General features: G+C 45.3%; 15 protein-coding genes and 1 pseudogene. 7 read left to right on the top strand and 9 right to left on the bottom strand.

The genetic code is table 11. From position 1 onward, the window contains the following. Position 1: 1 nt before the first annotated feature. From H5647_RS13695 to H5647_RS13660, 8 genes are all read right to left on the bottom strand, one after another. Positions 2-361, bottom strand: coding sequence for a hypothetical protein (locus H5647_RS13695; protein ID WP_045859330.1), 360 nt, complete (start codon positions 359-361; stop codon positions 2-4). Between the two features lie 133 nt (positions 362-494). Continuing rightward, positions 495-1,274: a hypothetical protein gene (locus H5647_RS13690; RefSeq protein ID WP_162926396.1), complete on the bottom strand. Its 780-nt coding sequence runs from the start codon at positions 1,272-1,274 to the stop codon at positions 495-497. A 585-nt stretch (positions 1,275-1,859) separates the two neighbouring features. After that, positions 1,860-2,267, bottom strand: a complete 408-nt coding sequence (locus H5647_RS13685; RefSeq protein ID WP_045859326.1) for a hypothetical protein — start codon at positions 2,265-2,267, stop codon at positions 1,860-1,862. Continuing rightward, a complete protein-coding gene (gene rluB / locus H5647_RS13680; RefSeq protein WP_045859323.1) occupies positions 2,267-3,133 on the bottom strand; it encodes a 23S rRNA pseudouridine(2605) synthase RluB in 867 nt (288 codons plus the stop codon). Before rluB ends, H5647_RS13685 begins: the two co-directional genes overlap by 1 nt. After that, positions 3,126-4,226, bottom strand: coding sequence for an SMC-Scp complex subunit ScpB (scpB, locus tag H5647_RS22180; RefSeq protein WP_082087059.1), 1,101 nt, complete (start codon positions 4,224-4,226; stop codon positions 3,126-3,128). Before scpB ends, rluB begins: the two co-directional genes overlap by 8 nt. A gap of 52 nt (positions 4,227-4,278) precedes the next feature. Next, a complete protein-coding gene (locus tag H5647_RS13670; protein ID WP_236074894.1) occupies positions 4,279-5,187 on the bottom strand; it encodes a segregation and condensation protein A in 909 nt (302 codons plus the stop codon). A 124-nt stretch (positions 5,188-5,311) separates the two neighbouring features. Continuing rightward, a complete protein-coding gene (locus H5647_RS13665) occupies positions 5,312-5,932 on the bottom strand; it encodes an L-threonylcarbamoyladenylate synthase (RefSeq protein ID WP_045859322.1) in 621 nt (206 codons plus the stop codon). Positions 5,933-5,946: 14 nt separating this feature from the next. Beyond that, a complete protein-coding gene (locus tag H5647_RS13660) occupies positions 5,947-6,795 on the bottom strand; it encodes a PHP domain-containing protein (RefSeq protein ID WP_236074893.1) in 849 nt (282 codons plus the stop codon). 212 nt (positions 6,796-7,007) lie between these two features. Between H5647_RS13660 and H5647_RS13655 the strand changes: the two genes are divergently transcribed. The 7 genes and pseudogenes from H5647_RS13655 (at position 7,008) to H5647_RS13625 (ending at position 11,568) form a co-directional block, all read left to right on the top strand. Further along, on the top strand, positions 7,008-7,745 hold the full coding sequence (locus tag H5647_RS13655) for a VC0807 family protein (protein WP_045859319.1): 738 nt from the start codon (positions 7,008-7,010) through the stop codon (positions 7,743-7,745). Positions 7,746-7,775: 30 nt separating this feature from the next. Further along, on the top strand, positions 7,776-8,075 hold the full coding sequence (locus H5647_RS13650) for a YciI family protein (protein ID WP_045859317.1): 300 nt from the start codon (positions 7,776-7,778) through the stop codon (positions 8,073-8,075). Between the two features lie 42 nt (positions 8,076-8,117). Further along, positions 8,118-8,822, top strand: a complete 705-nt coding sequence (locus H5647_RS13645; RefSeq protein ID WP_052692067.1) for a TIGR04211 family SH3 domain-containing protein — start codon at positions 8,118-8,120, stop codon at positions 8,820-8,822. Positions 8,823-8,838: 16 nt separating this feature from the next. Continuing rightward, positions 8,839-9,444, top strand: a complete 606-nt coding sequence (locus tag H5647_RS13640) for a peptidylprolyl isomerase (RefSeq protein WP_045859315.1) — start codon at positions 8,839-8,841, stop codon at positions 9,442-9,444. Continuing rightward, positions 9,444-10,206 (top strand): annotated as a pseudogene (locus H5647_RS13635) (pyridoxine 5'-phosphate synthase). The gene H5647_RS13640 and the pseudogene H5647_RS13635 overlap by 1 nt, the downstream one beginning before the upstream one ends. Positions 10,207-10,305: 99 nt before the next feature. Beyond that, entirely contained in the window at positions 10,306-10,719 is a 414-nt protein-coding gene (locus tag H5647_RS13630; RefSeq protein ID WP_045859313.1) for a CBS domain-containing protein, read from the top strand. Between the two features lie 75 nt (positions 10,720-10,794). Next, positions 10,795-11,568 carry a TrmH family RNA methyltransferase gene (locus H5647_RS13625; RefSeq protein WP_045859311.1) on the top strand — a complete coding sequence of 258 codons (774 nt, stop codon included), beginning with the start codon at positions 10,795-10,797 and terminating at the stop codon, positions 11,566-11,568. Between the two features lie 144 nt (positions 11,569-11,712). Here H5647_RS13625 and H5647_RS13620 read toward each other — a convergent pair whose 3' ends face one another. Further along, positions 11,713-12,312 (bottom strand): acetate uptake transporter, encoded by a 600-nt coding sequence (locus tag H5647_RS13620; protein WP_236074892.1) that lies wholly within the window; start codon positions 12,310-12,312, stop codon positions 11,713-11,715. Positions 12,313-12,424: the final 112 nt, after the last annotated feature.

The raw sequence follows: 12,424 nt of genomic DNA, 5'->3' as shown, positions 1-12,424 counted from the left end.
ATTAATCCAAACAAATATCAACGTTAGTTACAACTTGAGTCGTGCCCCAGTTTTCACAATACGGAGAACCAGAACGAGTAATAGTAACAGTGTAATAATTGCCGCTATTATGATAAGTATACGATAAAGACTGATTACTATGAGAGCAACTCTTCGTTGCTACATAACTAGCGCCGCCACCATAACCGCTGCCACCAGAACCAGTAACAACCCACCCACAATCACCAGCGCCATAAGCGCCGTCGTAATTATAGATATTCATACTACTGGTAGTAAACGTCGCAGAAAATGCACTTACGCTTGTCAAAGCCGCGCCTGCAGCAATTAATGAGATTAAACTTTTTTTGAATGATGCTTTCATTTAACTAGTCCTGTTAGGTAAATTTACTAATTGCGATAACCCTATCGCATAATGTCAACCTCAATACTTGAGGCTGTATTTTGAGTAAAACAAAACCTCAAATTCCTCTCGAGAAAAGGTAAAACCAGCCTCACTATAGCGAGGACAACTCCGCACCTTCATCTCCAATATAAACAGACGTGATACCACTACCTAAATCTGGCACCATAATATAAACACGATTCGATAATGCAGAATCTTGTCCAAACGTCTCGGTTAGCGATTGCGATAAGCTCGCAACCTCAAGCTCATCTCCCGCCTGCACAAGTAAGCGACAACGACCCTCCTTACACTCTGCATCATTAACGCTAAATCCAGAAAGCATCTCTTTTTCACTGAATAAAGTGACTAATTCTATAGCCCGTGCTGCAGCGGAAGGGTCAACAGAATCTTCTGCCTCGAAAGAACTTTTTAAACTTTTATACGTTTTTTCCTTATCCGCGTGCGGGTCATGCATCCAAAAGGCAACACGCTCGGAAAGCATTCTATTCTTTTCACCCTTTAACAACGCGAGCTCTTCAGACAATTGAGCAACACTATTCCTATGCTCAACAAGCTCTTGCATAAGCGCTTTAGTCGCATCAACTTCGCCAACCCTCTCCGGCAAAGCTTCATCAATAGTAGGGGTAGAGAACTCTTTCAAAAAATTTAGCTCAGCCTGCAATACCAACAACTCTGCCTTAAGCCGTTCATTCTCTTCAACCGAAACACTTGTAACATTTCGTTTTGAAACACTTGTATACTCAGCGTTTTCTAAAACAAAAAACGCTACGGCGACGCCCAAACCAAAAGCGGCCGCCACCTTTAAATAACCTCGAACACCATCAGCCATCACAATATCATCCGTTAATATGTTAACTGCTATACGCGGCAAAAAAATTACCATGTTATTAATTTGTTATGGGGATTTTATGCGACAAGACTTTAAAAATGCGACAGGCTTCATGATTACACTCAAAAAAAACGACTAAAAACACCTGGTTCCCACATTATTTTAATCAAAAAAGCGATAAGGGCCAGGAAAAACAAAACGAAAACCAATAATGACTTTTCGTCAGAAAAAATATAGCTGCCACTAACCCCACTAAAAAATAACTTAAGTGGCAAATACTTATAACTGAACGTATTAATTAATTGGTTGACGCAAGGCTACGCCCCTCATGCGCACACGAAACAGGCGTTCAGGCGTTCAGGCGTTCAGGCGTTCAGGCGTTCAGGCGTTCAGGCGTTCAGGAATAATGTGAGGCTGGAATTTTGACTATTGGGAAGAGTTTAGAATAAAACAACTAAAACCAAAACGAATGTCGGCTTAATGTAAACGAGAAGTTCTACCTGGGAGTTTTGAAGAATAGTGCGTTAGAAAGCGAGCAACGAACACCTAGAAGGCAAACGCAGCATAAAACGCATACTACTTATTAAGTTTCTTGGAAAGCACAATTGAAATAGATTCTACTCCACATCAGGGCGAAGCAACGCCTTCAAAATCATCGATCATAGCTTGTTCACTTGACGTAAGCTCACCATACAACCGAGGATATCGCCATCCATAGCCCCATCGAAATTTTGTCGGCCAAAAGGGGGAGCCTCCTACACGAACGCCCGCTAACATCAACTGGGCAATCTCCTCTTCGCCCACTGCCGCTACACACTTCCGTAGCAATTCATCTGCAGTTTTTCTTTCAGCATAACTGCCACCACGCCAATACGCTTTGTCATGCGCAGTACAACAGTGTAACCACAGCCGTTTATTATCAAGAGTACCATCGGGAAACGCGCTACAGCCATCACTGCTGAAAGGCTTGAGCTTTTCAGCCTGAGCGCAGAACGCGATACTCAGGCTAAAAACAAGAAGAAAAAAACGAAACATTATCGTTTTGTACGGGAGGTATGCGCTTTTCGAAGACGGCGCTGATGGCGATCACGTGATTTATTTAGTTCGAGAGAAAACTTAGGTTTAGGCGGCGCCTCGGCACCACCCGTTGCACACAAATCCATAACTTCCTTTTCGTTCAACTCTAACCACTGACCTGCTCGAACATGAGAAGGCACAAAAATATTACCGTACCGAACACGTTTAAGACGGCTTACTCTCACACCCTGAGATTCCCACAATCGCCTTACTTCCCGATTTCGGCCTTCCATCACGACGCAATAAAACCAAAGGTTCGTACCTTCATTGCCGCCTTCACCAGCTTTTATATCCGTAAACCGCGCCATTCCGTCATCTAAGAGAACGCCTTTTCGAAGCCGTTTTAACATATCATTGTCGACTTCCCCTTGAACGCGAATTAAATACTCTCTATCAATACCCGAGGACGGGTGCATTAATTTATTAGCCAACTCGCCATTATTCGTAAACAATAATAGCCCGCTAGTATTAAAGTCTAAACGTCCAACCGAAATCCAACGGCTATTCGAAATATGAGGCAAATTATCGTAGACGGTCGGTCGATTCTCGGGGTCCGAGCGCGAACAGATTTGCCCTTCAGGTTTGTTGTACAGTATTACGCGAACACGCTCTGTCGAAATAAACGCAGAAGTAATCCGCTTACCGTCTAAATCGATGCGATCGGTTTCTTTAACACGATCGCCTAGTTTCGCAACAACACCGTTAACAGTGACCTTACCGCTACTAATTGTGCGCTCCATCTCGCGACGCGAACCTTTACCGGCACGTGCAAGCACTTTTTGTAATTTTTCGCCTTCAGGCGCTTCCTGCGGTTCTTCAGTCATGAATATGGTCTTTATCTGCCTTCGGTTGTTCGGTTGTTGTTTCGTCTTGCTCCACTGCACTAGAAAGGTTGTGCGTATCGGAAGCAAAGAGCGAATCTAATTCGTTTTCTAGCCCTTCAGGGCTATTGGAAATATCAGCACTGTCGGTTTCTATGTGTTTTGGTTCAATATTATCATCTGGGTTTAAAACAGCGTATTCGGGTAATACTCCCTCCTCGCTCTGCTCTACTGGATGATCAACGCCAATTGATATCGTTGGTGTTTCACTGGAGGAAATACTTTCATCATCTAGTTTGTCGCTTTCTTCCACCACTGGCAACAACTCGCCATCTATAGACGAACCCTCACCATGCTCTAGCGTAAGCGTTACCTCAGTTTGAGCGTCTTCCTCGATGCCGATCTGTTCTTGTTCGGCCTCTTGGGCCTCTTCAGCACTTGGAGATTCACTACCAGCAATAGGTTGTTCGCCCTTATTTTCTTCTGTTTTTTCTGCAGCAGCGGCAATACTTTCTTGCACCTCTGGCGGCAAAGAATCAAACTCTAGCGACTCATTTAAGCTATCAATATCACGAAGTTCACCCAGTGTTGGCAGTTCATCTAGGCTTTTTAAATTAAAATAATCGAGAAAGATACGAGTAGTAGCGTATAACGCTGGCCGACCAGGCACATCTCGATGCCCCACAATTTTAACCCAATCACGCTCTACCAACGTTTTCACAATATGGCTGCTAACAGCAACACCACGCACCTCTTCTATATCGCCGCGCGTAATGGGCTGCCGATAAGCAATCAGCGCTAATGTTTCTAGCATTGCTCGTGAATATTTCTGGGGTTTTTCTTCCCATAACCGGTTGACCCACTCGGCCAAATCCTCCTTCACTTGAAAGCGGTAACCACTTGCCACTTCAGTTAAAGAGAAGCCTCTATCGGCGCAACTATGCTTTAATCTTTCGAGCGCTTCGTGAATATTTTCTTTACTCGGGGCATTATGCTCTTCAAATAAAGTTAACATTCGGTCTATGGTTAAAGGCTCACCTGTTGCGAGGATCGCACCTTCCAAAATCTTTTGTAACTGATTAATGTCGTAACTCATGAACTCTTCGTCTATTGTAAGCGTTATTCTTGCCGTTATCAGGCAGTCTCATTTACTGAACGCGCGCCTTCACATGAATGGGACCAAAAGCGTCAGTCTGCACGATTTCTACCAACGACTCTTTAATGAGTTCCATTACCGCCAAGAAAGTCACCACAACACCCAAGCGCCCTTCTTTAACGGTAAAGAGGCTGACAAACGGCACAAATTGTTGGCCTGCTAATTTATCTAATACCTGCCCCATGCGCTCTCTCGTCGAGAGTTTCTCTCGCTCAACATGATGGCTTTCAAACATATCCGCACGACGTAATATCTCAGACAGTGATAATAGAAGCTCTTTCAAATCTACATCGGGCTCCGGACGCGTCAAATTGCGATCAGGGCTCTCAGCTTTCGCAATATGCACATCACGGTGCATGCGCGGCAGTTCGTCAATATCTTCTGCAGCGTGCTTAAAGCGTTCATATTCTTGCAAGCGACGAATTAAAGTTGCGCGTGGATCTTCGTCCTCTTCATCCTCTATGGATTCCGAGCGAGGTAACAGCATACGTGATTTGATTTCTGCCAGCATCGCCGCCATTACCAGATACTCGGCCGCTAGCTCGAACTGAATAGCTTCCATCATTTCGACATATGAAACATATTGACGTGTAATTTCAGAAACATCTATTTCAAGAATATCGAGATTCTGCCGTCGAATCAGGTAAAGCAAAAGGTCCAAGGGCCCTTCAAAAGCCTCTAAAAACACTTCTAACGCATCTGGCGGAATATAGAGATCTTTTGGCAGCTGAGTAAACGCCTTCCCTTGCACCATCGCAAAAGGCATTTCTCCTTGCTCTGGATGCGGCTCCGCAGACTTAGCCTGCACTTTGCCGTCCGTTTCGGGCGATACTGTCGCACTCGACTCCGGCTCAACGACAACTACATCAGGCTCACTCTTATTCGTTTCGATTCCAGACAATGTACACCTATATCCTTAACCGAGACCGGCCGTATCCGTGACCGCGCATTATAGCGGCACGGAAGGCCAAACGGCTACGAACGATGTGCGAAGATAGTGGTGATAAGGGCAACCAATGGCCGAATTAGATGAAATCGCTAATATCACCGCAACCAGCGCGGATTACACGAGGGTCATCTTCGGTTAAATCAATAACACTGGTGGCCTCTAAACCACAAAACCCACCGTCAATGACTAATTCTAGCTGGTGTTCTAGTGTGTCTCGAATGTCGTACGGGTCGGTAAGGGGCTCAGTTTCTCCCGGAAGAATGAGCGAGCTACTCATTAGCGGTTCACCAAGCTCCTCCATTAGCGCCAACGCGATAGGGTTATTTGGTACACGAAGCCCTAATGTTTTACGTTTTGGGTGCTGTAAGCGGCGCGGTACTTCGGAGGTCGCATTTAAAATAAACGTATAAGGGCCCGGTGTATGGCTTTTAATCAGCCGAAAGGCCGAATTATCGACACGCGCATAATTTGCAAGCTCCGATAAATCGCGGCACATTAAAGTGAAATTATGATGTTTATCGAGTTGGCGTAGCGCCCGTATTCTATCCAGCGCGAATTTATCACCAATATGACAACCTAAAGCATAAGCCGAATCCGTGGGATAGACAATTAAGCCCCCGCGCCGCAACATTTCAACGGCCTGCTTGATTAAACGTGACTGAGGGTTTTCGGGATGTATTGCGAAGAACTGCGCCATTAAAACCTCTTTAATTACAATGAAGAGAGATGTGGTATGAGTTTCCATACGGGCTGAACAGTACTCGGTAGTGTACTCGCACAACCAAGCTCCTGCCACGGCTGTCCTGGAGTGTGAAAATCACTGCCACAAGAACCGGCCAAATTGAATTGATTCGCTATTTTAGCAAGGTTTTCAGCCAAACCCACAGGTTGTTTACCACTAAGAACCTCAATTGCTCCGCCGCCAGCCTCCGCGAATGATTCTGTCAGCCTACAGAGTTTGGATCGAGTCATTTTGTATTTTGCTGGGTGCGCCAAAACCGCAATACCACCGGCCTCTACTATCCACTCGACAACCTCTTCTGTCTCAGGCCAGCCACTTTTCACATCACCGATCTTCCCCGCACCGAGATGGCGTTTAAAGGCCTGCGCCATGTTAGCGACCGCGCCCACCTCCACCATATATTGCGCGAAATGTGGTCGGCCTATCGCTCCACCTTTAGCGTAAGCTTCAGCGCCTTCGAGCGCACCCTCTATGCCCGCTTTATGTAATTTTTCGGCGATAAGTGCGGCACGATCCACCCGAACACGCGCTTGCTGAGCAATAGCGTCAAGTAGAGGCTTACTTGTCGTATCAATGTTTAAACCCACTACATGCACACCACAACCCGCCCATTGACTCGAGAACTCGATACCTGAAATCATGTGTACGCGCTCAATAATGGCTTGCGCCTGCGCGCGCGCTAACCCTGCGATAGAATCGTGGTCAGTCAAAGCGAGGTGCGTAACGCCAAACTCTTTTGCTCTGGACACCAACGCCTCTGGCGATAGAGCCCCATCAGACTGGTCGCTATGACAATGAAAATCGTATACTGGCATCATTAGGCTCGCACTGCTTATATTTGGTCGTTTTTCCGGCAGTCACCAACACTAAAGTGTAGCTTTGCGACCCTAACCGTTATTGGATGTAGAGTTTAAACGATGTGGCTTAGGAAAACTCCCACAGTTCCTGATAGGATTGCCGACCAAAACAAAGAGGCCAAGTAGCCAACACGCTTTACTTCGCTACCCGCAACACCAATTAGACGAATTTTATGACCAACAACAGCTCAGAAATACCCGCCTCAAGTGCGCCCAAAAAAGAAAATGCCTTCTTAAACATCGCACTTAACATTGTTATTCCCACCGTCATTTTAATGAAGTTCAGTGGGCCAGACGATTTAGGGCCCCAGCTGGGCGTCATTGTCGCGCTGGCATTCCCTATTGGATACGGTGTGATGGATTATTTTCGCGCGAAGAAAATCAACTTCTTTTCGGCGTTGGGCGTGCTCAGTATTCTTCTGACCGGCGGCATAACGTTGCTCGAGCTGGACCCAAAATACATTGCGATTAAAGAAGCAACTATCCCAGCCCTATTTGGCCTTGCCACACTTATCTCATTAAAAACACGCTACCCATTAGTGAAGACTTTTTTGTTCAACGATAATGTTATGCAAACCAAAAAGGTGCATGACGCGCTGGCCAAAAGCGCGAACGAACCTCAATTTGAACGCTGCTTAATCAATGCGTCTTATATGATTGCCTCTTCCTTCGCTCTTTCATCTGTTTTAAATTACGCCCTTGCCAAATGGGTGTTAGTTAGCGCTCCCGGCACAGAGGAATTTAATGCCGAATTAGGTAAAATGACCGCGTTAAGCTTACCCGTCATTACATTACCCGCTATGGCCGTGTTAATTTTTGCGCTTTTTTACCTGTTCAGACAAATCACAAAGCTTACAGGGTTAAGTTTAGAAGAAGTTTTTGTTGACCCAGAAGAACACAAAAAGCGCTAACCGCCCCCACTACACAGGACTAATATTTGTATGCTTTACGCCATTATCAGTGAAGACACTGAAAACTCACTTAGCAAACGATTAAGCGTTCGCCCTGCTCACCTTGCACGCCTTAAACAGCTACGTGACGAAGCTCGCCTCATTCTCGCCGGCCCGCACCCCTCAATTGATTCAACCGACCCAGGTGAAGCTGGATTTAGCGGCAGCCTAGTCGTTGCCGAGTTTGACTCCCTGCAACACGCAAAAGATTGGGCAGACGAAGATCCCTACGTCAGTGCTGGCGTGTACGCAAATGTAATTGTGAAGCCGTTCAAGAAAGTGCTGCCGTAATTGCGGACAATACCTAGAATATTTTGTTAACTGAGCCCCACTATGAAGACTAAAAACTACGTGCTTTATACCTGTATCGTTGCACTACTTTCAGCCTTTTCGTTAATGATGATACCCAGCCAAGCCCTTTCTCAATCAGATGTACGCTATGTATCAGACGTTCTTTTCGTGCCTTTAAGAAGTGGGCAAGGAAATCAATTTAGAATTGTAAATGCAGGCTTAAAAAGTGGTACCGCTCTAACATTTCTCGAACAAGGTGAAACCGATCAGTGGGCAAAAGTAAGAACGGATAAAGGTATAGAAGGGTGGATTCGAACGCAATATATCATGACGAATATACCCTCTAGTTTAAAACTCGATCAAACGCTCAATGAACTTGCCAACGCAAAAAAAACACTCCAAGACCTCTCGTCCGAAAACAAACAACTACAGCAGACTAACGCCCAGCTCACCACCAAAGCGACGAATGCCACACGCGGCGAACTAACAATGGCGAGCGAGTTGGAAAAAATCAAAACGCTGTCAGCCGGCGCTATAAGCTTAGAGCAACGCTATACCCAGCTGCTTCAAAAACACCAAATAATTCAGACGGATTTCGATGTACTAAAAGCAGAAAACGAAAAGCTGACTAACGATGCCCGCGCAACATTTATGATCTATGGCGTAGGCATATTACTTTTCGGTGTTTTTCTTGCCTATGTATTACCCGCCATTAAACCCAACAAACGTCAAACTGAATGGCGTTAATTAGGAGCCTAAAACAATGAGAAAAGCCCTTATTCTGTTATCTCTACTCACTACCTTTTACTCTTTTTGTGCTCATTCAGAAGAAAACCCAAAGATCTATTTCGAAACTGATCTGGGCCGTATGGTGATAGAGTTATACCCTCAAAAAGCCCCCATCACGGTCGCCAACTTTCTAGAATACGTTGACGCGGGCTTCTACGACGGCACTATTTTTCATCGAGTGATTGACGACTTTGTAGTACAAGGTGGTGGCCACACTTTCGACTTCAAGCGCAAAGCTACTCGTGCGCCGATCGTTAATGAATCAGCAAATCAATTGCTGAACCTACAGGCAACGCTCTCAATGGCACGCACCGGAGACCCTGATAGCGCCACCTCGCAATTTTTTATTAACATTAAACACAATACCCATCTTGATGCTCGTGGAGACATCCCAGGCTATGCCGTATTTGCAAAAGTTATAGAAGGTTTCGACGTTGTAAAGAAAATAGAAAAAGAGCCTCGCGGCCTATATCGCGCGCATCCAGAGGCCCCCAATTACCCTGTGCGTATTCTTGAAGCAAAACGACTCGCTGCAGTAAAGCCCAACGCTCCAGCAGCACTGCAGTTAGAGGCAAATTAATGTCTATAGCGCTAAGTGTAAATCTCAATAAAATTGCGCTGATACGCAACTCTCGCGAGGGTAATTTCCCTTCTGTTGAGGAATTTGGCCGCCTTAGCCTAAAGGCAGGCGCAAATGGCTTGACCGTACATCCTCGGCCAGATCAACGCCACATTACCCCAACCGATACTCGCACGTTAGCGCAACTGGTAAAAAACGCTCTATACCCCCGAAAACCCTATCGAATTTAACATTGAGGGCAACCCATTCGCGCCACCACGAGCAGGTTATCCAGGTTTAATCCCGCTCTGCCTCGAAATACGCCCCAATCAATGTACGCTTGTTCCCGATAGCGATAGCCAAAAAACATCGGATCACGGCTTTAATTTGGCGCAAGATGGCGACCGGCTAGCGCCGTTAATACAACAACTTAAGGACGCAGGAATTCGTGTCAGCTTGTTTATGGATCCCGATATTGAACAGATTGAACGAGCAAAAGCCATTGGTGCCGATAGAATCGAGCTTTATACCGGCCCTTTTGCCTCAGCCTATGGCAGCAACAATGAGCAAAGACTCTTCACTGAACACAGTAGAGCCGCTGAAACCGCCGCAAAGCTCGGGCTGGGATTGAATGCCGGTCACGACCTTAATTTAGAGAATATGACGTTATATCGTACCCTACCCCACCTTTGCGAAGTCTCCATCGGGCACGCCCTTACCGTTGATGCGCTTCTTATGGGTTTTGAGAATACGGTTCAACGTTACCGCAAATTATGTGAATAAAGTCGATTATATACGTGTTTTTTTGGATGCCAAGGAAGGTAAACTCAAGATTCTTCCGCTAGACTATCAAAGATAGAATACTCTCTGGAGCCACCTTGTATGCACTCGATTCTGGTTGAAGACTATATGGACACCAACCCACACGCCATCAGTGATAAAGCCACCGTACGAGAGGCCGTAAGCTTATTTATGCGCGAACGTATTCCCGGCGCTCCCGTAATTAATGACGAAAAGACTCTAATTGGCTTTATTTCCGAACAAGATTGCATAAAGGAAATGCTAAACGACGTGTTTTACTGTGAAGAGTCTCCTGCGGTAACCGCCGTAATGAGTCGCAATGTACGAACGGTATCGCCCAACGCAAGTATATTAGAAATTGCAGAGGCAATGTCTAAAGCTCCACCAAAAAACTACCCGGTCGTAAATGAGGGTAAGTTAGTAGGCCTCTTATCGCGCAAGCACATTCTTACGGCTCTGGTCGAAACCAACGAAGACTGTTATATTCACCATTAATCCGGTTTCACCAACCCACTCTTTCTAAAACAGCCTCTCTAGAGGCTGTTTTCTTATCTAGCTAGCACCTACATCATGCCTACCGACTCACCCGAATATACGAAACGAAAACAATTTTTTAATCAATTACTCACAATATACGGTCGCAAACCCTGCCTAGAAGCCATTACTGACAAAAATGTAGATATTTTTCGTCTACATTTAGCCGATTCGAATAAATCTGCAAAAATATTGGATGACATTACCTCTCAGGCCAGTAAGCGCGGAGCAGAAATTTTATATCACGATAAAAAAGCGCTTTCTCGTATCTCTAAAAATAGTAAGCAAGACCAAGGCGTTGCCCTTGACTTAGTGCTAAAAGGTTTTAAAGAACATACCGATTATCTCGCAGAGGGAATTCCCGAAAACGCACAATTCATTGCTCTCGATAAAGTCACTAACCCCCAAAATGTTGGCATGATTATCCGCTCTGTCTGCGCTTCGCCCCTAGCAGGTTTAATACTCCCTCGTAACGGCTGCGCCAAGTTAGATTCCCTCGTAATTAAAGCCAGTGCCGGCACCTTATTTAGAGCCAATATTCTTCGCTGTGATTCTCTAACAGACTGCCTTTTGGACTTCAAAAACGCCGGTGCAAATATTGTTGGCCTGGACTGTAATGCAAAGACATCGCTTTCTGACTACCCCAACAGAGGTCGACAGGTTTTTATACTAGGCAATGAAACAGAAGGGTTGTCGAATGCGTGTGAAAAAATATGTAATCAAACGATTAAAATACCGATGCGAAATAAAGTAGAGTCGCTGAACGTGGCTATAACGGCCGGGATCATTGCTTTTCGAACGTTCTATTAGGAAGCTATAAACGCACATATCAGCTTGGTTTCACGCAGCAACGACTAACATATAAACACTATCACACGGCATTAAAAAACGGCTTTAGCACTAACGCTAAAGCCGTTTTTTATAGCACTACAGTTAAGCGCTTACCTTCTCAACTTAAAGAGGCAACACATCGCGACCATGCGTTTCATTTATAATTTGAGCCGCCGCGGCATAGATAGCCGAAGCTCCGCAAATAATCCCCTCATAACCAGCAATTGTCTTAATCAGCGCACTATCCATTGCGTCTCCAATCGCCAATAAGAAAAACAATACGACAAGTGATGCAAAAATAAACTGAAGAGAACGATTTAACTTTAGTGTGCCGACAAAAAGAATGGCCGTAAAAATACCCCAAATAGTAAGCCATGCTACCATTGCTGAATTTTCAGGAGCCTCTACGAGCCCCATCTTGGGAAGCACAAGCAACCCCACTAACGTCATCCAGAAAAAACCGTACGATATAAAGGCGGTAGTACCAAACGTATTTCCTTTTTTCCATTCCAATATTCCCGCTATCACTTGTGCAATACCACCGTAGAATATCCCCATGGCTAGAATCATCGACCCCAACGAAAACAGTCCGGCATTGTGTAAATTCAATAGCACCGTCGTCATACCAAATCCCATCAGCCCAAGTGGTGCTGGGTTAGCCGTTAGGTCGGTAGTTTTAATTGTTACGACTTCATGCCCTACCAGCTCACTTACCATACTCATAATACGCACTCTCTCTTTCCAACAAGTTAATTACATTACCTTCTGGATCACAGAAGGCCTGCTTTGCTAACAGTGATTTCTGTCTTGAGAGTTACTATAAAGATAACGGGAT

It is taken from the genome of Teredinibacter purpureus (assembly GCF_014217335.1).
GTDB classification, from domain to species: domain Bacteria; phylum Pseudomonadota; class Gammaproteobacteria; order Pseudomonadales; family Cellvibrionaceae; genus Teredinibacter; species Teredinibacter purpureus.
The sequence above is the reverse complement of the archived record's forward strand: the minus strand, read 5'-3'. Positions and strand labels throughout refer to the sequence as shown.

Excerpts from the sequence above, each read along its gene's own strand:
- H5647_RS13695 (WP_045859330.1), bottom strand. The coding sequence starts at position 361 with ATGAAAGCATCATTCAAAAAAAGTTTAATCTCATTAATTGCTGCAGGC.
- H5647_RS13685 (WP_045859326.1), bottom strand. The coding sequence starts at position 2,267 with ATGTTTCGTTTTTTTCTTCTTGTTTTTAGCCTGAGTATCGCGTTCTGC.
- rluB (WP_045859323.1), bottom strand. The coding sequence starts at position 3,133 with ATGACTGAAGAACCGCAGGAAGCGCCTGAAGGCGAAAAATTACAAAAA.
- scpB (WP_082087059.1), bottom strand. The coding sequence starts at position 4,226 with ATGAGTTACGACATTAATCAGTTACAAAAGATTTTGGAAGGTGCGATC.
- H5647_RS13665 (WP_045859322.1), bottom strand. The coding sequence starts at position 5,932 with ATGGCGCAGTTCTTCGCAATACATCCCGAAAACCCTCAGTCACGTTTA.
- H5647_RS13660 (WP_236074893.1), bottom strand. The coding sequence starts at position 6,795 with ATGATGCCAGTATACGATTTTCATTGTCATAGCGACCAGTCTGATGGG.
- H5647_RS13655 (WP_045859319.1), top strand. The coding sequence starts at position 7,008 with ATGACCAACAACAGCTCAGAAATACCCGCCTCAAGTGCGCCCAAAAAA.
- H5647_RS13650 (WP_045859317.1), top strand. The coding sequence starts at position 7,776 with ATGCTTTACGCCATTATCAGTGAAGACACTGAAAACTCACTTAGCAAA.
- H5647_RS13645 (WP_052692067.1), top strand. The coding sequence starts at position 8,118 with ATGAAGACTAAAAACTACGTGCTTTATACCTGTATCGTTGCACTACTT.
- H5647_RS13640 (WP_045859315.1), top strand. The coding sequence starts at position 8,839 with ATGAGAAAAGCCCTTATTCTGTTATCTCTACTCACTACCTTTTACTCT.
- H5647_RS13630 (WP_045859313.1), top strand. The coding sequence starts at position 10,306 with ATGCACTCGATTCTGGTTGAAGACTATATGGACACCAACCCACACGCC.
- H5647_RS13625 (WP_045859311.1), top strand. The coding sequence starts at position 10,795 with ATGCCTACCGACTCACCCGAATATACGAAACGAAAACAATTTTTTAAT.
- H5647_RS13620 (WP_236074892.1), bottom strand. The coding sequence starts at position 12,312 with ATGAGTATGGTAAGTGAGCTGGTAGGGCATGAAGTCGTAACAATTAAA.